This window comes from Chitinophaga tropicalis, from assembly GCF_009758205.1.
GTDB classification, from domain to species: Bacteria; Bacteroidota; Bacteroidia; order Chitinophagales; family Chitinophagaceae; genus Chitinophaga; species Chitinophaga tropicalis.
In genome coordinates this window covers 196,563-215,634 of record NZ_WRXN01000007.1, presented here as the reverse complement: position 1 = coordinate 215,634, position 19,072 = coordinate 196,563, and the positions used below count along the sequence as shown (strand labels likewise).

At 45.3% G+C, this 19,072-nt stretch carries 16 protein-coding genes and 1 other RNA gene; 6 read left to right on the top strand and 11 right to left on the bottom strand.

The genetic code is table 11. The features are described from left to right. Position 1: 1 nt before the first annotated feature. Positions 2–913 carry a PorP/SprF family type IX secretion system membrane protein gene (locus GO493_RS17490; RefSeq protein ID WP_157307509.1) on the top strand — a complete coding sequence of 304 codons (912 nt, stop codon included), beginning with the start codon at positions 2–4 and terminating at the stop codon, positions 911–913. Positions 914–1,201: 288 nt separating this feature from the next. Here GO493_RS17490 and GO493_RS17485 read toward each other — a convergent pair whose 3' ends face one another. The 6 genes from GO493_RS17485 to rplU all read right to left on the bottom strand — a co-directional run bounded on the left by GO493_RS17485 (position 1,202) and on the right by rplU (position 5,259). Continuing rightward, positions 1,202–1,717, bottom strand: coding sequence for a GNAT family N-acetyltransferase (locus tag GO493_RS17485; protein WP_157307508.1), 516 nt, complete (start codon positions 1,715–1,717; stop codon positions 1,202–1,204). Next, positions 1,717–2,343 carry a DsbA family protein gene (locus GO493_RS17480; protein WP_157307507.1) on the bottom strand — a complete coding sequence of 209 codons (627 nt, stop codon included), beginning with the start codon at positions 2,341–2,343 and terminating at the stop codon, positions 1,717–1,719. Before GO493_RS17480 ends, GO493_RS17485 begins: the two co-directional genes overlap by 1 nt. A gap of 18 nt (positions 2,344–2,361) precedes the next feature. Next, positions 2,362–4,035 (bottom strand): DNA polymerase/3'-5' exonuclease PolX, encoded by a 1,674-nt coding sequence (locus GO493_RS17475; protein ID WP_157307506.1) that lies wholly within the window; start codon positions 4,033–4,035, stop codon positions 2,362–2,364. Between the two features lie 119 nt (positions 4,036–4,154). Continuing rightward, the gene (locus GO493_RS17470; protein ID WP_157307505.1) at positions 4,155–4,574 is read right to left on the bottom strand and encodes a histone H1-like repetitive region-containing protein; all 420 of its coding nucleotides are present in this window, start codon (positions 4,572–4,574) and stop codon (positions 4,155–4,157) included. 75 nt (positions 4,575–4,649) lie between these two features. Then, on the bottom strand, positions 4,650–4,922 hold the full coding sequence (gene rpmA, locus GO493_RS17465; protein ID WP_157307504.1) for a 50S ribosomal protein L27: 273 nt from the start codon (positions 4,920–4,922) through the stop codon (positions 4,650–4,652). Between the two features lie 34 nt (positions 4,923–4,956). Continuing rightward, entirely contained in the window at positions 4,957–5,259 is a 303-nt protein-coding gene (gene rplU / locus GO493_RS17460) for a 50S ribosomal protein L21 (RefSeq protein ID WP_157307503.1), read from the bottom strand. A gap of 310 nt (positions 5,260–5,569) precedes the next feature. Here rplU and GO493_RS17455 point away from each other — a divergent pair, with 310 nt between their 5' ends. The 4 genes from GO493_RS17455 to ssrA all read left to right on the top strand — a co-directional run bounded on the left by GO493_RS17455 (position 5,570) and on the right by ssrA (position 10,374). Beyond that, positions 5,570–7,066 (top strand): GH3 auxin-responsive promoter family protein, encoded by a 1,497-nt coding sequence (locus GO493_RS17455; protein WP_157307502.1) that lies wholly within the window; start codon positions 5,570–5,572, stop codon positions 7,064–7,066. Between the two features lie 134 nt (positions 7,067–7,200). Beyond that, the gene (locus tag GO493_RS17450; RefSeq protein ID WP_157307501.1) at positions 7,201–8,367 is read left to right on the top strand and encodes a 1-deoxy-D-xylulose-5-phosphate reductoisomerase; all 1,167 of its coding nucleotides are present in this window, start codon (positions 7,201–7,203) and stop codon (positions 8,365–8,367) included. A gap of 67 nt (positions 8,368–8,434) precedes the next feature. After that, the gene (rseP, locus tag GO493_RS17445; protein WP_157307500.1) at positions 8,435–9,772 is read left to right on the top strand and encodes an RIP metalloprotease RseP; all 1,338 of its coding nucleotides are present in this window, start codon (positions 8,435–8,437) and stop codon (positions 9,770–9,772) included. A gap of 225 nt (positions 9,773–9,997) precedes the next feature. Beyond that, positions 9,998–10,374: a transfer-messenger RNA gene (gene ssrA, locus GO493_RS17440) on the top strand. 451 nt (positions 10,375–10,825) lie between these two features. On the opposite strand, the gene GO493_RS17435 is transcribed toward ssrA, so the two are convergent. Further along, entirely contained in the window at positions 10,826–12,133 is a 1,308-nt protein-coding gene (locus GO493_RS17435; RefSeq protein ID WP_157307499.1) for a recombinase family protein, read from the bottom strand. A 578-nt stretch (positions 12,134–12,711) separates the two neighbouring features. Between GO493_RS17435 and ltrA the strand changes: the two genes are divergently transcribed. After that, positions 12,712–14,019, top strand: coding sequence for a group II intron reverse transcriptase/maturase (gene ltrA / locus GO493_RS17430; RefSeq protein ID WP_157307498.1), 1,308 nt, complete (start codon positions 12,712–12,714; stop codon positions 14,017–14,019). Here ltrA and GO493_RS17425 read toward each other — a convergent pair. From GO493_RS17425 to GO493_RS17410, 4 genes are all read right to left on the bottom strand, one after another. Beyond that, positions 14,001–14,291 (bottom strand): recombinase family protein, encoded by a 291-nt coding sequence (locus GO493_RS17425; protein WP_157307497.1) that lies wholly within the window; start codon positions 14,289–14,291, stop codon positions 14,001–14,003. The genes ltrA and GO493_RS17425 overlap by 19 nt on opposite strands. Positions 14,292–14,555: 264 nt before the next feature. Continuing rightward, positions 14,556–15,314: a hypothetical protein gene (locus GO493_RS17420; protein ID WP_157307496.1), complete on the bottom strand. Its 759-nt coding sequence runs from the start codon at positions 15,312–15,314 to the stop codon at positions 14,556–14,558. A 2-nt stretch (positions 15,315–15,316) separates the two neighbouring features. Further along, a complete protein-coding gene (locus GO493_RS17415) occupies positions 15,317–17,608 on the bottom strand; it encodes a Mov34/MPN/PAD-1 family protein (protein WP_157307495.1) in 2,292 nt (763 codons plus the stop codon). Next, a complete protein-coding gene (locus GO493_RS17410) occupies positions 17,586–18,785 on the bottom strand; it encodes a ComEC/Rec2 family competence protein (RefSeq protein WP_157307494.1) in 1,200 nt (399 codons plus the stop codon). Before GO493_RS17410 ends, GO493_RS17415 begins: the two co-directional genes overlap by 23 nt. Positions 18,786–19,072: the final 287 nt, after the last annotated feature.

Sequence of the window (19,072 nt, the reverse complement as noted above, 5' to 3'; positions counted from 1 at the left end):
GATGATTGATAAGAAGAAAATTCTTTTAGCACTACTTACCGGCGTTGCGTTTTGTGTACCGGCAAGGGCTCAGCAGAATCCGATCTATTCCCAGTACATGTTTAACGGGTTAGTGCTGAATCCTGCATACGCCAGTCTGGACGAATCAGCCAGTATTACGGCCGTAGGACGTAATCAGTGGGTAGGCGTGGATGGAGCCCCTAAAACGGCTACGCTATCGTTTTATACACCATTGAACGAAAAAGGTACAAGTGTCGGATTTTCTGCCATGAAGGAAACAATTACCGTACAGTCACGTACTGACTTTAACCTGCTGGCATCACAGAAAGTATCCCTGAGTGAAACATTCCAGCTGGCCATGGGGTTGCAGGCCGGCATGTCACAATACCAGGAAAGGAATAGTGAGCTGACCACTACAGACCCTACTTTTGCCGCAAACCAGAGTTACTGGAAAACAAATGTCGGATTCGGTTTTGCTCTTTTCTCCGAGAATTTTTACCTGGGATTGTCAGCACCCACATTTAAGAGCTTTGACCTTGGCAACAGTGTGAATAAGGTAGTTACAAAATCCCACTACTATTTACAGGCGGCATATGCTTACCATATCAATGATGATGTGCTGATCAAGCCTTCTGTATTGCTGAGGCAGGTGCAGGGTAGTGGTTTGAACTATGATATTAATACCAGCGTGCTGCTGAGAGATGTGGTATGGCTGGGCGCATCCTGGCGTTCAGAGAAAACGGTGACAGGCCTGGTACAGGTAAGGCTAACCCCTGTGCTGGAGTTGGGATATTCTTATGATACACCAATGTCATCAAACCTGAAAGGCGCACAGACGGTTTCACATGAACTGATGCTCAGATTCCGGTTTGGATGGAGTTTTGATCATGAAGTAGCGCCAAAGATATTCTGAGAATTTTTAACCGGATACACCTCAATTGTAATGATCCCACACCCAACTGTGTGGGATTTTTTTTACTACGTATCTGATTAATAATGAATTGGAGTGAATATTACTTTTTTCGAAAAAAACATTTTCTATAAAATCCGTGTTTAAACATTTATCGTAAATATTAGCAGAGAAGGTGTTAAAGATGAATGTATTTATCCGGATGCACCTCAAAGATTTTAATTAGAAAAGTTGTGTCTTTTAATGGTTAACTTGGGAAACAGCCTGGTATTTTTACCAGGCTGGATTTTTTTATAACGGTTTCCTCATCACATAATCATTCATCCAGTAACCGTTTCCAATGTTGGTATCTTTCTCTTTATAGACAGAAAAGCCTTGTTTTTCGTAGAAGAGCTTTGCTTTGTTATCCCTGTTCACATCCAGTTCAAGTATGGTGCCCTGGGCAGCTGTTACCTTATCTATTACCGCACTGATCAGTAGCTTGCCGATGCCCTTTCCCTGGTAATCCTGGTGCAGGTATATCTTATGCAGTTTATAGATGCCGGGGGCTTCCAGGTATGCATAGGAAGCGTAACCGATAGGAACGTCTATATTATAAAGGATCAGGTAATGATGCTTTTGTTTAGTTAACTGGCTGGTGAGTGACTCAGTACTGTACATCATATTCATCATGTATTCCATCTGCTCCGGAGTGAGAATGGATTTGTATGTTGGTCTCCAGATCTGTTCTGCCAGTTGCTGGATAGTGGGGATGTCTTTAACAGAGGCTTCCTGTATATGGTATGTACTCTTTGTTGACAGGCTCATTATTTATTTACTTTAATTTTTTCAATTACTTCTAATAAGCGTTCCAATGGTGTGAATCCGCGGGCTATGAGGAACAATTCCTTTCCATCATCAAATATAGCAGCGGGGAATCCTGTGATGCCCCATTGCGCTACCTGGTTAAACTCCTGGATGGTATCATAACGATAAGCATCGTCATGTAGTTTTTCCAGGAATTCGTTTACCGGCACCTGGTATTTCTCCAGCAGGGCGCGGTAAGTATTATCATCATTCAGGCTTTGTCCGTTGTAGTTAAGCGCTACCTGCATATCATGTGCAAAGCTGATAGCGTTATGTGGCTGGTATTCCTTAAATATGGTGAGAGCAATACCTGGTTTCTCTGAATCCATGACATCGTCTGTTTTCAGGTATTCTTCCAGGAATGCGGGACCGAACTTTACGCCGGTAACATCTTCCACGCTTTTGTGTGCTTCGCTGATGTAAGCGTGCATGGAGGAAGCAGGCCGGCGGTTGGCGCTCAGGAACATACCACCTGACAATATTTCAAAAGTTGTCTGATCGCCCAGTTGTTTCTGCAGTTCCTGTATCACGGGAGTAAAGCCGTAACACCAGCCGCAGAGGGCATCGTATACATAGATCAGTTTCATATCAAACTTTATCGTTCGTTAATTCTTCCTCTTCTTACTGATATATGCGGATAGCTCTGCCGCAGAGAAGCTGCTAAGGTTACGGGAGGCGGTAAGACCTCCTTTGCGGGCGGCGAGTGTTCCGTAATAAGTATCATGAAACCCTTCTATGCTGTGTGCATCCGGATCTACGGAGAGCAGTACATTCTTTTCGAGCGCATATGGTATCCATTGCCAGTCTATATCCAGCCGGCGGGGATGTGCGTTCAGCTCTATCACTACATTATTGGCTGCGCAGGCATCAATGATCTGCTGATGATTGACAGGATAACCGTTACGGCTAAGCAGCAGTCTGCCGGTCATATGTCCCAGTATAGTCGTGTATGGATTCTCTATGGCTTTCAGTAGCCTGCTCATTGCTTTTTCCTCGCTCATCTTGAGGTTGGAGTGTACAGAGGCTATTACCAGGTCAAATGAAGCCAGTATTTCGTCCGGGTAATCCAGGCTGCCGTCATTCAATATATCTGCTTCAATGCTTTTAAAGATACGGAATGGTGCCAGTTGTTTATTCAGCTCATCGATCTCTGCATGCTGGGCCTGTATCCTTTCTATACTGAGGCCATTGGCGTAGAATGCAGAGCGTGAGTGATCACTGATCACCAGGTATTCATACCCCTGTTCTTTCGCAGCCTTTGCCATTTCGGCGAGGGATCGTTCTCCGTCGCTCCAGGTGCTGTGACTGTGAATAATGCCTTTAATGTCTTTATGAGTGATCAGTTCAGGCAATGTTTTTTTGCGCGCCAGGTCTATGAATAATCCGCCGTTGCGCAGGCAGGGTTCAATGTAGTCCATTCCTGCTTTGCTGAATATCTCTTCTTCCGTAATGCCTGCGGGCAGAGAGGAAAGATCATACACAGCACTGAAGTGTTCCAGGAAGGTTGTATCTCCTGTAGTAGTGAAGAGCGTTTGTGAGAAGCGGTCGGCCGCAGCGGAGTAGAAACGTATTTTTACATGCTGCTCATGTTCCCACAGTAATGCGTCTTCTGCATTGGCAACTGGTGCGAGTGCTTTTACCTGCTGCAGCTTTTCGCGGAGCGCATCTGCAGGGAGGGCCGCTACCAGTTCTATTTCATCGATGATATTTTCATTCCTGCGGAATTGCCCCGTAAGTGCTACCTGTGTATTCAGCTCTTCCTGCAGTTGCTTCTCGAGAGCAAAAGCCAGTTTTTCTACCTGTGCATAGAGGTATCGGCCCTGGTTGCTGAAATAGAATTCTATGCTTTGTGCTACCGCATCCTGTGTTTTCTGACCAAAGCCTTTGAGCAAGGTAAGACGGTTTTCGTTACAGGCATACAGTAATTCTCCGAGAGATTCTATTTCCAGTTCTTTCCAGATGGTAGCTATCTTTTTAGGTCCCAGGCCTTTTATCTTCAGCATTTCCAGTATGCCTGGAGGTGTTTTTTCGATATGTGTATCCAGGACAGAGAATCTGCCGGTTTGCAGCATTTCCTGTATGCTTTTGCTGATAGAGTCGCCTATGCCTTTTATTTTGGATATTTCTTCAGCGGGCATGGTTTGTAGCTGCAGGGGCAGTTTTTCTACCGTAAAGGCTGCGCTGGAGAAAGATTTGGCTTTAAAACTGTTTTCCCCGTGAATATCCATCAATTTGGAAAGGAGGGAAAAATTATCGGCTATGGCGTAATTATCGAGCATAAATTGAATTGTGAGCTGCTAAGTTACTGGTAAAATACGCCATAATGAGGATGTAAAGAGCAAAAAAAAGATCCTGGTTAAAAACCAGGACCTTTATTTTACAGTTTGTAAAGTCGTTTTTACAACTCAGGAGCGATTGGCGCTGATGGAGTTGGAGCTGGAGCTGAAGATTTTTTCTTAGCAGCGGCTTTCTTTTTAGGAGCAGCTTTCTTAGCAGCAGCTTTTTTAGGAGCGGCTTTCTTAGCAGCAGCTTTCTTAGCAGCGGCTTTTTTAGGAGCAGCTTTCTTAGCAGCAGCCTTTTTAGGAGCAGCTTTCTTAGCAGCAGCTTTTTTAGGAGCGGCTTTCTTAGCAGCAGCTTTTTTAGGAGCAGCTTTCTTAGCAGCAGCTTTCTTAGGAGCGGCTTTCTTAGCAGCAGCTTTCTTTTTAGGAGCAGCTTTCTTAGCAGCGGCTTTTTTAGGAGCAGCTTTCTTAGCAGCGGCCTTTTTAGGAGCGGCTTTCTTTGGAGCTGCTTTTTTAGCAGCTTTCTTAATTGTTGCCATTGTTTTTTGAATTTTGGGTTAGTAAAAAAAATTGGGTATTATAAAAAACTTTATGGCAAACACTGTTCCAGGTTTTTAGGCCTGTGCAGTGGTGTCAAATGATTTTACGGAAACGATGGTCCTGTTTTCACGACCTTTCCTGAATTCCACAACTCCATCTGCTACTGCGAAAATGGTAAAATCTCTACCAATTCCTACGTTCTGTCCAGGATGATAAACGGTACCGCGCTGACGAACAATGATGTTGCCAGATACAGCAGGTTGACCACCAAATATTTTTACTCCCAGCCTTTTGCTTTGAGAGTCACGGCCATTCTTAACACTACCTTCACCTTTTTTATGTGCCATTTCTATCTAAGGTTTTAAAACTTTAATAAAATAATTAAGCAATTTCGTTGATCCGGATCTTTGTGAAGTGTGTACGGTGACCGATCTTCTTTCTGAAACCTTTTCTGCGTTTCATTTTGAAGGCAATTACCTTATCACCCTGAACATGGCTCAGGATCTCTGCTTTAACCACTGATTTTACATCAGTACCAACGGTCAGCTGGCCACCATTATCTGTGAGCAACACGTCAGAGAACTGCACTTTATCTCCAATATTTCCCTGCAACTGTTGTACAAAGATTTCCTGGTCTTTTTGTACTTTGAATTGCTGACCTGCGATTTTTACAACTGCAAACATAGTTATCCAAAAATAATTTCCTGCAAAAGTAGGATTTGTTTTCTAATTGACAAAGTTTTCTCCCTTTTTTGTATTCCCAGGGCCGGGTTACATAGAAGGAGAAAAACAATTTATCTTTTCAAAGATACGTATATTATTTTAATATAGTTTTTTGTATAAGGCTGTTTTTCGGGCTCAGCTGCTGGAAAAAACAGGCTGCAGGGGCATTGCAGCATGTATACTCACACTGTGGCAGGTCTTGTCATTATTGACTTCTATAAAAGTTTTTATTTTATACATTTGTCCTTTCTCTTATTTTAAAATCATCGGCATGAAGCTTAAATCACTGCTTGCCAAACCATTTGCTTCCATTGTAGCCAACAAGATCAGGAAGGAAATGCAAAGGGCAGTAGAAGACCAGGAGGCTATCCTGGAGGAGTTGATAAAAACCGGCAGGAAAACTGAATTTGGAAAAGATCATCATTTTGACAATATCCATTCCTATAATGATTACAAGCAGGCGGTGCCTGTAAGGGATTATGAGCAGTTCAAACCTTACATTAATAAGATCAAGGACGGTAAACAGAATGTGCTCTGGAAAGGATTACCTATTTACCTCGCCAAAACTTCAGGTACCACCAGTGGTGTAAAGTATATTCCTATCACAAAAGATTCGGTATCCAATCATATTGATACAGCCCGTAATGCCTTACTGCTTTATATGGCGGAAACAGGAAAGACCGAGTTTGCCAGTGGCAAGCTTATCTTCCTGTCAGGTTCTCCTGAACTGGAAAGGGTAGGAGGCATTCCTTACGGTCGCCTGAGCGGAATCGTCAACCATCACGTGCCCCGTTATCTCCGCACCAACCAGCTGCCTTCTTACGAAACCAACTGTATAGAAGACTGGGAAACCAAGCTGGATAAGATCGTCGACGAGACCATTAACCAGGATATGGCCCTGATCAGCGGTATTCCACCATGGATGCAGATGTACTTTGACAGGCTGATAGAAAGAAGCGGTAAACCTGTTGGTGAGTTGTTCAAAAACCTGGATGTGCTGGTATATGGCGGCGTGAATTTTGAACCTTACCGTGCCAAACTGATGGCTTCTATTGGAAGGCCTATTAATACAATAGAGACATTCCCCGCTTCCGAAGGTTTCTTTGCCTTCCAGGATACACAGGAGCATAAAGGCCTGCTGCTGAACACCAATTCCGGTATTTTCTACGAATTCATACCGGCTCAGGAGATCTTCAATCCCAATCCTACCAGGTTATCATTGAAAGATGTACAGGTAGGTGTGAACTACGCACTGGTGGTAAGCACCAACGCAGGGCTGTGGGCTTATAATATAGGAGACACTGTAAAATTTGTTTCTACCAACCCTTACCGCCTGCTGGTAACCGGACGTATAAAACATTTTATTTCTGCGTTTGGGGAACATGTCATCGGCGAAGAAGTGGAATATAGCCTCATGAAGGCGGCAAAGGAAGAGAACCTCCAGATCACGGAGTTTACCGTAGCGCCCATGGTAAATGCGGTAGGAGGAGAGTTACCTTATCACGAGTGGTTTGTAGAGTTTGAGAATCCTCCGGCAGATCTGGCCGCATTTTCACTGAAGGTGGATGAAAATCTCCGTTCAAAGAACATTTATTATGACGATCTTTTACGCGGTAATATCCTGCAGCCTCTGAAGATCAGACAGGTGCGCCGCCAGGGATTTATTGACTATATGAAGTCTGTAGGTAAGCTCGGCGGACAGAATAAAGTACCCCGTTTAAGTAATGACAGGTCGTTAGCTGACGGCCTTGGCAGCTACGTGCTTTGAGAAGCATCGACAGCATTTTGAGAATTACCGGTCAGGAAGGAAGGGATTAAAGATTAGAAAGTTTAACAATATCTTTAATTCCTTCTGCTTAATTCCTAATTCGGGTTTCTCTTATTTCCCTTATTATTGCAGCAATGAGTAAGAAGAAAATAGCCATATTCGGCTCAACAGGATCTATTGGCATTCAGGCGCTGGAGGTGATCGCAGCGCATCCGGACAAATTCACTGTAGAGGTTTTGACCGGTGGTCACAATGCTGACCTGTTAATAGAACAGGCATTGCAGTTCAGGCCTAATGCAGTAGTAATTGCAGATGAAGCACAGTATGAAAAAGTAAAGGAAGTATTATTTGATAAGGGTATCAAGGTATTTGCAGGCGCCAAAGCTATGGTAGAAGTGGCCGCCTGGAATACTATAGATATGATGCTGGCAGCTGTAATGGGCTTTGCAGGCCTGGCGCCAACCCTGGCAGCTATAGAGCAGGGTACGCCTATCGCTCTTGCCAACAAGGAAACACTGGTAGTGGCCGGAGATATAGTAATGGCTACCGCCAACAGGAAGAATGTTCCGGTTATTCCGGTAGATTCTGAGCATTCTGCCATCTTCCAGTGCCTCATGGGAGAATCCCTGAGCAAAGTGGACAAGGTGATCCTGACCGCTTCCGGCGGGCCTTTCCTGGGTAAAAAGCCCAACTTCCTTATCAACGTCAAGAAAGATCATGCCCTGCAGCATCCCAACTGGAGAATGGGGGCCAAGATCACTATAGACTGTGCTACCCTGATGAATAAAGGCCTGGAAATGATAGAGGCGCGCTGGTTATTCAATCTGCCTCCTGAAAAGATCGAGGTGGTGATCCATCCTCAGTCCATCATTCACTCCATGGTAGAATTTGTGGACGGTTCCCTGAAAGCGCAGCTGGGACAGCCTGACATGAAGCTTCCTATACAGCTGGCATTAGGTTTCCCCGAACGTTTGCCTAACGATTTCCCTAAGTTCTCTTTCAGGAATAATCCAACGCTGACCTTCGAACAGCCGGATACCAAAACATTCCGTAACCTGGCTATTGCCATAGAAGCCATGCATAAAGGTGGAAATGCCGCCTGTGTCATGAATGCCGCCAACGAAGAAGTGGTGCATGCTTTCCTGAAGAACAGGATAGGGTTCCTGCAAATGACAGAGGTTATCGAAGAGGTAATGGCTAAAATCCCTTTCATAGAAAAGCCTACGCTGCATGATTATTACGAAAGTGACCAGGCAGCGAGGGAACATGCAAATGTTATGATCAATGCTATCCTGATCTGATAGCTGCAGTTGATGTACCTATATTTGCCGATTATAAACAATAATATTTACTGTCAGATCCATCTACATGACAACACAAGAAATATTGGTGAAAGCCGGGCAGTTAATACTGTCATTATCTATACTGGTAGTATTACATGAGCTCGGGCATTTTGTCCCCGCCAAGCTTTTTAAAACAAGGGTAGAGAAATTCTACCTGTTCTTTGACCCCTGGTTTTCCCTGTTTAAAAAGAAAAAAGGAGATACTGAATACGGAATAGGGTGGTTGCCATTGGGTGGATATGTAAAGATATCCGGTATGGTGGATGAGAGCATGGACCGTGAGCAGATGGCACAGCCGCCAAAGCCGTGGGAGTTCCGCTCCAAACCCGCCTGGCAGCGTCTTATCATTATGATAGGAGGGGTAACGGTCAACCTTATCCTTGGTTTCCTGATCTATGCTATGATGTTATGGCACTGGGGTGAAACTTACCTGCCTACCAAAAATGTAAAATACGGTATAGCTGTAGATTCCCTGGCTGGTAGCATCGGTCTGCGTGACGGTGACAAGATCCTTGCTGTAAATAATCTGCCGGTAGAGAACTTCAAAGCTGTCCCTGCAGAGATCATTCTGCGCGAGGCTACTTCCATACAGGTAGAGCGTGACGGCAAACCGGTGAACATTGCCATTCCTGCAGGTTTCATCCGCCAGATGATCAAGCAGAAAGGCACGCTGATAGAGGTCCGCATGCCTTTCACAGTAGATACCATTCTCCCCGCTTCAGCGGCAGAAAAGGCTGGTTTGCAGAAAGGGGATAAGATGCTGACTGTAAACGGTCAACCTGCTTCTTATTACCATGAGTTTGTAAAAGCACTCCAGGCTAATAAAAATAAGAAGGTAGATGTGCTGGTATTACGTGGTGGAGATACTGCTAAGTTGTCTGCCGATGTACCTGAAACTGGTAAATTAGGTATTGGCGGAGTATCTCCTGAGAAAGTGTTTGACTTTGCGGTTAAGAAATATTCTTTCTTTGAAGCCATTCCCGCAGGTTTCCTGAAATGTATCAATACCCTGGTGAAATATGTACAACAGCTGCGTCTGATCTTTGTTTCCAAAGAGGTGAAGGCAAGTGAATCGCTGGGTGGTTTTATCAGCATCGGTAAGCTGTTCCCTTCTTACTGGGACTGGATGGCTTTCTGGGAGATGACAGCGCTGTTATCTATCATCCTGGCATTTATGAACATCCTGCCTATTCCGGCATTGGATGGTGGTCACGTACTGTTCCTGCTGTATGAAATGGTAACCGGCCGTAAACCTAGTGAGAAGTTCCTGGAGTATGCGCAGATAGTAGGTATGGTAATACTGTTCGGTTTGCTGATATATGCCAATGGATTGGATATCTGGAGGAGCCTGGTAGGAAAATAATGTAAATAATAGCTCTTTATAGTATGAAGCTTCCGCTTTTGGCGGAAGCTTTCTTTTTTGCCGGAATTGCCGGGGGGATGTGGTGCACTTTAGCGCCCGCAATGCATACACTATCCATACTTTATAGTAGGCTTTGAGTAGGAGTATTCATAGAGTATCTATAGAGGAGTAGTAGGTTTTGTTTATATCTGCAAACTTCGTATCTTTGTAGGCTACGAACAAACTGGGGTCGCCTGGTTTTGACAGCATAGATCTTTGAAAGTGTAAGCATGTCGTGCGTTGTATAATTAGCACGTTAATCTGAATATACAACCTTTAATTGGCGAATCTAACTACGCCATGGCTGCCTAATCAGCGATTAGTGCACCCATTTTGGCCGCCGCAAGTTCCCGTCTGCTAGAACTGCCGCCGCCTAATCAAAAAACTTAGCGGAATAGGTACTCATGGTTTCTGTGAGTGAGTACTGAAACAACAACGGATAAGGATTCAGCTGGTTAGTTGTGCCCCTGGCTGATTCCCGACAAAACAATGCGCAAATAAACATGTAGAAAGCTTTCGGCGAATATGTTTGGACGCGGGTTCGATTCCCGCCGACTCCACTTAAGGAAATGGTCAAACTCGATCATTTCCTTTTTTATTTACGTAAGCAGTTAATTTTCTGTCTATTAAGTCCTTGTTTTTAACCAGGGCGTGGTGTTCGAACTTTATTTTGCCATACCTAAGCTTGGATCATTATAGTATGGAAATGTTTAAAACCTGCTTAAAAGATTAATGTTTGGGGTTCGAAATCCCATGAAGGTTCAAACCTCCGCATTAGCATTATCCTCTCTCCCCCTGTATATCTTTGCAATGAGATAAAGAAAGTCTAATATTATTTCGGCGTTTTCCTTTGTCACCCGAATTCCATTCTGGCCTAATAGTTTTATAGCTTGGTCTATTGAAACTTTTCTGATTGAAAAATCTCTCGAATGTTTACAAGGAAGCTGATTCATATTGGAACTATTAAATTAAATTGACTAATAGTATTGGCTCAACAACGATGTCGGTCAAATTCTATTCACGATATTCAACGATCTGGGATAGGGCCTTATTAATTTTTAATGAATCGAAATTTAAGGTCGTAGTGTTAAAAGAGGTTGGTGTGAATAGATTAATGATGTCTCGTTTTCCTTTTATATCTAGATCTTTGTAAGGCTGAAAAATGGTAAAATTTTTATCGGGCCACGTGCCGTTTTTAAGATCGCAATCGATTATTTTTTGAGTAATGCTGTTTAGCTGTTTACTTAACTGTTTTAGTATTTCGTTGTATTCTTTTTTTAGCTTACTGAAATCGTCGAAGTCTATCTTTTCATCCAAAAAGAATTTTCTTGCCTTTGAAATATGAAGTTCTTGCTTCGAAATATCATTCAGTATATTTTTTCTCTCATCTGTATATTGTCTACGACAAGTAAAAATATTTCCATCTTCCAGCACAAAACTAAGCAGCTCGTATGCTTCTGGTCGAATGTTTATCTTTCTTAACTTTTCTTCATAGGAGTTATTTAGCATTTCAGCTCTGAATCTACCCCTGCATTTATTTCCTGTACAGTGATAATATGGGTATTTAGATGACTTTCCATGTGATACGCTCCCCGTCAGCTTTCGATCACACCAGGGACAGAAAAGAAATCCTCTCAGTGGAAACAAATACTTCAAGTGGTCATTTATGCACCTTTTGTTTCGATCCTTATTAATTATCAGTTGAACCTGCTGGAATAGGTTTTGTGAAATCAATGGTTCATGAATACCCTCGACAAATTGTATTTCTTCGAGATGATTTGCTGGGATTCTTATAATTCCACAGTAGAAAGGATTGCGTATAAGCTTCCAAAAATTGTTTTTACTACATTGTAGCCCTTTTGTACAAACCATTTTTCTAACCTGGCTGATTGTAAATCCGCCCGTAGCCAGTTGCTCAAACGACCATTTTATATAATCGGCTTCTGGTAGTTTGGGAATAATGTGTTTTTTACCATCGCTATCAATTCGGTTAGTATACCCTATAGGTGCTCTTCCTGGCCATCGACCCAGCTTTCTCGCTCTTCTCATCCCATCTGAAGTCGTCCTTCCCCTTCTCGAGTTCTCTGCTTCTGGAATTGATAGATTCACAGCAAGCATAACAATGCTTTCTGGCACCTCTAAATCGATTGGTTGATCTATAGCCATAGGCTGAACATTCAATTCTCTTAACATTCTTATCATCTGATAAGCGTATTCAATGTTCCTGCTAAAGCGATCCCATTTTATGAATAGAATTTCTTCGGTCGGTCTATGAGGATTTTTTCGATTGCGCTGTGCAAAGTCCGTGAGGTGGGGATTCATAAATGAAACACCTCGAAATTACCCGACAGGTACCCAATCCTGTCCGACAAGGTCTAGTCAACCACCGGAAGCGAGTCTTGCGTAGTCATCAGAAATGATGGCACGAAGCGTAGACAGCGACTGCTGAAGGTATGCTATTGAGCCTCGAAACTGTCCTGTACGTTGAAGCTTTAGCTGTTCGAAAAGCTAAGGCAACATCAAACCTGCGTTACCTGACGAGCAGGGGCGATTCGACCGGGGTCTGAGAACATATCAAAGGCAGACAGGGGTGATACGGGAACACAGGAGAGCCTAACGTCTCCGAACGGATGTCGGTTGTTTTTTGGACTAACCGAACAATAAAGAGTCCAGGCATGCAAGGTTAGTATTACCACCTTGTATTGCGCTAAGAAAAGGTGATACCGGGAGGTATCCACGCCGAGAGAAATTGAAGGCAAAGAGAAGGACGAAGGCAGTCTTAGCATCCTCATAGTACTGTTAGAAAGGTGGGAAATCAGCTCTATGAAAGCCACTGAGTAAGGAAGGGGGATGTCTGTTTACGGAACTAGCATCTTAGCAACACTAAATGTACCAGAGACATGAAAGAAGTGTTAACAGTAGAGATGCAGATAGCGGCACGAGCAAGGAAATACCCGGGAGAAGCCTTGACGAACCTGCATGAGTTTATTAATGTTGAAATGTTACATACCTGCTTCGATAGCCTCAATAAGAAAGGGGCAAGCGGGGTAGATGGAGAAAAGTGGATCGACTATAATAAGCAAAGACAAGAAAGAATACCTCAATTATTGACTGCATTTAAGAGCGGTGTTTATCGTGCGCCCCATATCCGACGAGTACTTATACCCAAAGGAGATGGCAAATACCGGCCGCTGGGCTTGCCAACGCTGGAAGATAAATTACTCCAGACGTCGGTAACCCGAGTCCTGACACCAGTCTACGAGGAATTATTCTATGCATGTTCGTATGGTTTTAGACCGGGGAAATCTCAACATCAGGCATTGGAGGAATTATCCAGAGAAGTGAGCGTAAACCGGATGCGCTATATAATAGACGCTGACATGCAAAACTACTTTGGGAGTATCAATCATCAATGTTTGCGGGAGTTCCTTGACCTGAAGATAAAAGATGGCGTGATAAGGAAAATGATCGACAAGTGGTTAAAGGCCGGCATATTTGAAAATGGACAAGTAACTTATCCAACAGAGGGAACGCCGCAGGGCGGTACGGTGTCACCGTTACTTAGTAACGTTTATCTTCACTATGTTTTAGACACCTGGTTCAAAGAGCAAATCCAGCCATTATTGAGAGGAGGCAGCTTTATCATCCGCTTTGCGGATGACTTTCTGTTGGGTTTTACAAACAGGGAAGATGCTTTACGGGTGATGGAAGTACTGCCGAAGCGATTAGGGAAATTTGGCTTGACCTTGCACCCTGAAAAGACCAGACTAATTGATCTGGAAGAAGAAAAGAAGTGTGGAAATCATCCAATTAAAACGTTTGACTTCTTAGGCTTTACCCATTACATGAGTAAAAGCCGAAAAGGAAAACCAATCCTGAAGCGCAAAACAAGCAGTAAGAAACTGAACCAGGCTTTGAAACGCTTAAGCGACTGGATCAAGTGTTACCGACATAAGCTTCCGATGAGGGAACTTATCGAAGAGCTGAACCAAAAGCTGCGTGGCCATTATGCTTACTACGGTATAACGTTCAACTGTAGGAGGCTGCATACTTATTACAATGGAACAAAACGTCTGCTCCATAAATGGCTCAACCATCGGGGCGGAAAACGAGTCTGGACATGGAATAAGATTGCGAAGCTGACTACAGAGTGGATGCCACTTATACGACCAAGAATCTATCACAGCTATCAACTAGCGAAACCGTAAATAGAGGAACCGTGTGCAGGAAAGCTGCTCGCACGGGACTGTGGGGGAGCGGGGAGGTAACGAACCGCTCTACCCGGAATCTTTTTTATGAGCCTTTTCCATTCAGGACGATTAAAGTCTTTTGCGGAATAATCTTCGCGGTATATTCCTTTGATTAGGATGTTATTGTTTTCACAGTGCTTAATAAGGCGATCTTCTTGCTCTATAAGAGAATGGCCTTTTCGTTTTTGTTCATCGGTGCTTACCCGACAGTATAAATGGGCTGATTTCATGGTAATGATTTTTATTACCTAATTTCGGCCATCTGCTTGAAAATTTTCTGAGGGGCTTCGGACTGTTTCTAAAGTATTATTACTCAATACGGTTTATTAATTCTTATTGATGCGGCGCCGTAAACGGCATGGATGCAGTCATTCGGAGTTATGCGTGATAAGGTTATGATCTCAACGAACCAAAGGCCCCAGTACAATTGTACTGGGGCCTTTGGTTCGTTGGATACACGGTCAATTGTTTATGCTGAAATGTTGGCTTAATGGTCAGGCCACACCTGCGTTATTGGGGACAGGCAAGATATTTATACTTTCGATTAGCCGCTCGGCATAAGCAAATGCTGGTATCTTTACCCTGTTCTTGTTGACAAAAAATATCCACCCAATAAGCACCGTCGCAAGCATCCCCGTTGTAATCCAAAAATGTTCCCCGTAAAAAAACGGATCGGCTACCACGTTCCAGTACCTGTTAAAGCCATAGTTGATAGCACCCAGGAAGATTATCGAGAAAATTGCAATTGGCTTTAGTCCCCATAGATTGCGACAGAGGCCGTAATTAACATTCTCAATAAACACAAGCCTAAACTTCTTGGTGTCCTCCCTAGCCTGCATACGCAAGAAATGGCACCACAAATCGTATACTTCATCTGCCTGCGCTGGATATTGGGCTTCAAATGCTGCATCCGGTGGATGCGCCACAGGGAAAAGTAGTTGCAGCCGGGTGTGATAACGTTGCTTGATGTGGGTGGAGTGGGTGTTATTGCGCCACCTGAGCAGCTGCGTAGAAGGTGGTCCACCCCAATGCGCCCACAGCGCCGGTTCCTTCTTTTTACCGGAGTGCCGCCCAATTTGCGTAAGCAGCATTGTTATTACAAAAATTCCGCTGGTGGAATACAGCAGCGGAGCAGCTGCTGATCCATCGATGCCATAAATTAACGCCATCAACAAGGCTGGCACCAGTACCAGGGCCGCTGGAATTAACCGCGTTTTTCTGGAATAGCCGTCTATAAACTGCTGAGTAATCATTTTTAAAAAACAAATGGTAGCACCGCACGCGGTGTTACGATGAGCAAAAATACCGGCAAGGGCGTAACTTCCTGCTGGTAGGTTTTCTTGAAGCGAGTGACTGTTTCGGTATCCGTACCGCTCATGGCGTCCGGGCCTTTCGGGTGGCTATGCCATTCTCCGATGTAGCCAATTTGGCCTCCCGTGGCCTCGGTGATATGCTGAACCGTTTGTGCAAGCCCTTCCTTGCCTCTAAAAAAGCAGCAGCGGTCGGCCTTGCTGTCTGGTGGAGCATCCACCAACCCCGTCACATGGATCGTCTTGGTCTTGAAATTGGCGCAGCCTATCAGCACACCACCGGTTTCATTAGGGGACGCTTGTCGCATCTGCGCTTTAAGCAGGTCCACAATCCCCGAAGAAAAGCGGATCTCCCAATCCGATGGATTTTGCGAGGCCATTACATCCACAGGAAGGAAAGTATGTCTGGCAGTGGCAGATTGAAAGAATGGCTCCTGGCTTACCTGATTCAGATATACCATCCCTTCTTTGGACGGCGGTGCCTGGCTGGCACTTTTCACCAGACCGGACATGATGCCAGCATGCACAGAAATGATATCATCGGATAGAACGGTGGTGTCGGAATGGCAACCTACGCCCACAGTAACCAGGTCGGTCTTACTATTCAGCTCCGACTCCCGGCGCAACCAGGCCGATACCTGGGTGTCCTGAATGGCATGATGGTAAAGCTGGGCCTGTAAATCGTCTATGCGCGGATTTCTTCCGGCACCTTCAACGAGTAAAATGCCTAGTTGGCCCGTGTCAGAAAGGTAGCCACGCGCTACCTCGATACCTTCACCGATATCAGCTTTGATCAGTTCGTTCTGAAAACTGCCCGATGCAGTAAAATCCAGAATCCGGGAACACACTTCCCCTAGATCCTTTTGCAGAAGGATATCAGCTTTTGCAGCAAAAGGTGTCACCCTCACCGTTTCATTGGGAAACAGCCGGATGGCCTCTCTCGCCATGGCTTTGGCTTTATAGTGAAAGGTATACGCGGCATTCAGGCCATGCCGGACAAGGTTATGCGGCAGCAGCCAATCATCGTCAGCAATAAGCAACCTGGCTCCGCATTTGATAAGGTGAAGAGCGATTTTGCTGCCTAACGCTCCTGCTCCAGCTATCAGCGTTTCCTTTTCCTGCATGTAGTTGAATCCGGAAATCGCTGCTGCCTTCGCGGGTGTCAGTGGTTGTACATGGGAGCTATAGGATAGCGGGGCGCCAGGGTCCATTCGATCAGGGTAATCAGGGTCCTCCTTTTGCTCCAGCTCGAAATTGATAAATTCAATGGCGTCGGAAAAGCCGAAAACCGTTTTAGGGCGTTTAATGGCTACAATGATGGGTACATATACGTAGAAGCCGCTTTGCGGGCGGCATAACTCCTGCTCCAGGGCTTCCGCATCAATGAGATGCTGGCCGCAGAATTCATTTTTGAACGTATCCCAGTCCTTGGGAAGTTCCACGTTGTAGCGGTCAATCGGGGTGTCACTTTCTGACCATATCAGCAATCCCCGGCACAGCACCTTCCGGGTAGGGTCATCCTTACTTTTCCTTCCTTCTTCAGCTTCGTGGGCTTGTTCCGCCTCCAACTTGTCCAATGGCACCACTTGAATAAGCGTACGATTGAAAGAATCTTTAGTATTCTTTAGCTCAAATTGCAACCGGGCGAAGTTGCCATTGAGATACAAGGAAGAACTTTGACGAACAATCTTTGCAAGTTGGTCATAGTCGTAGGTAACAGTTCCCTCGTAGGAAGTGAGCCGAAGCGGATCGAAGCTATCCCCATTCAGAGCCAGCTCACCGCATGCAGCATCCCGCAACCAGTTGCTCACCCGGATTAGCACGTCACTAATGCGCTTGTTGGAATACCACTCATTGGCGGCGGACAACCCACCACGCACTAAACAGAATCCTGGCGGTCTGCCATCGTTGCGTAGAAACATGTGGGGTGAAACCGAATCTGGAAAGTCGAGGCGGTCTGTAAACACCTTTGGGGCGATACGAGGGTAGCCACTGGTACTGAAAACGACCACCACAGGCTCTTTTTCGCGGATATCCACGCCATCAACGTTTCCCAGGGGCGGCAATGCGACCTCCAAAACCAGAGGGACAGCGATTTCGCTGTCACTCCAGTTAAGCAGGGTAAGCGTCGGTACCGCAACGAAAGCCTTCATCTGGTCGATTGTCTCCCGCAAGGCGGGGTTGGTTAGTTGACCTTCAAAGGGCTGTAAACATTCACTGTACAGGACCTGCTCCATAACCTGGTATTGAGTTGATAGTCGAAAGCCCGGCAGCGCCGGCGACTTTGGCCGTGCCTTCGGGAGCCTTTGGTTTCATGGGGCCGCCAGCCGTGACCTGGTAGATGATGGGCTGGGGTGTTTGCCCCCGCATGATAGCCGTTGCCAGATTGAAAAAGTTTTTCTCACCGACCACCTTCACGTATTCAACTTTAGCAGCATAATGAGGCGGGTTTTTATCATACGGCGATATCGGCTTGCAGGAAGCGATAACGTGAGCGTTTTCTGTACGACGCTGACGCAGGAAGGCTATGGAAGTTTTTTCTGGAATCGGGTGGTCCTCCTGCTCGCAGAAGTTGAAAAACGTCCAGGAACAATGATGGGGCGCTACCAGAACGTCCCAAGCCAAAGCCTGGTGTCTGGTTGCATTACCATGCCTGATCGTTTTATCAAGGATTTCGGCAATGGCTTCATGGTTGGCATCGCCCGCGAACATGAACAAGGCGGAGAAGGTGGACGAAAACGGGTTGATTTTATACCGTGCCTGGAAAACGATGCTCACCCCATTCTTATCGACTTCATCTTCCGTTAAGCCCTGTTGGTAGGGGGAATGGATAAAAATGGAGAAAGTACTCAGCTCCCGGTTGTTGAAGCGGCTCACAATCTGACCGGGTACATAGTGGCGCAGCCCGTCCAGTTTCTCATTGCCGTCGTAACCAATGATGGCAATACGGTTACCAGGCAGGTCCCGGTCCGGGCTATTTAGCCTGTGGAGGTTAATGCGCCTGCGGGCTTCCTTGTTGAATACTCTTTCATCTTCGTTATTTGCCTTACCCATGACCATCGGCGAAAACCACATCGTTTCGTTGATGATTTCGCCGGCATCCTTGTTTCTTTGGCTGTATAGCCGCGGATCACCCTGGTAGAAATGCTGCTCGAATCCGCGGACGTGATCCTCGTCGCCGTGGGTCAGGATGAAAACATCGGCATATGGAACATTGGTTATCCCGTTAACCGTCTTACGGTTCAGTGACCGCAGTAGGTGAGCTTTAACATCATACATGGCCGGGTCCTTACTACCCAGGCTCTCGTTACGGATGTTACAGTCCACGATGATGTTAGTGGTGTAGGCGCTATCCGTAGTTTGGATCAGCGAGGTGTCCCCGTTGCCCACGGGGAAGTGCGTTACTTGATTCATTTAATTTTTTTTAGTTAAACAATCCCTGCCAGCAGGGCATAATGCAGCCACTATGATTTTCATCATTGTTTAAAGCGGCTGGTTCTCTAATCTCTAAAAGTGAAGGCTGGAGTGTTGTTTAACCTGAAGTGGGCAGATCCGCTTAAAAAAACAGATTTGATTTCTTCGCGCTTACGCTTACTTTCGCACATCATTTAAAAAACTAACAGAGGTTCGGCTCTGCGGAGCCGGGACGGCAATCCTTCTCACGTTCGTTTTTCGGGGCAGCTGGACAAAGAGTCTTGCTG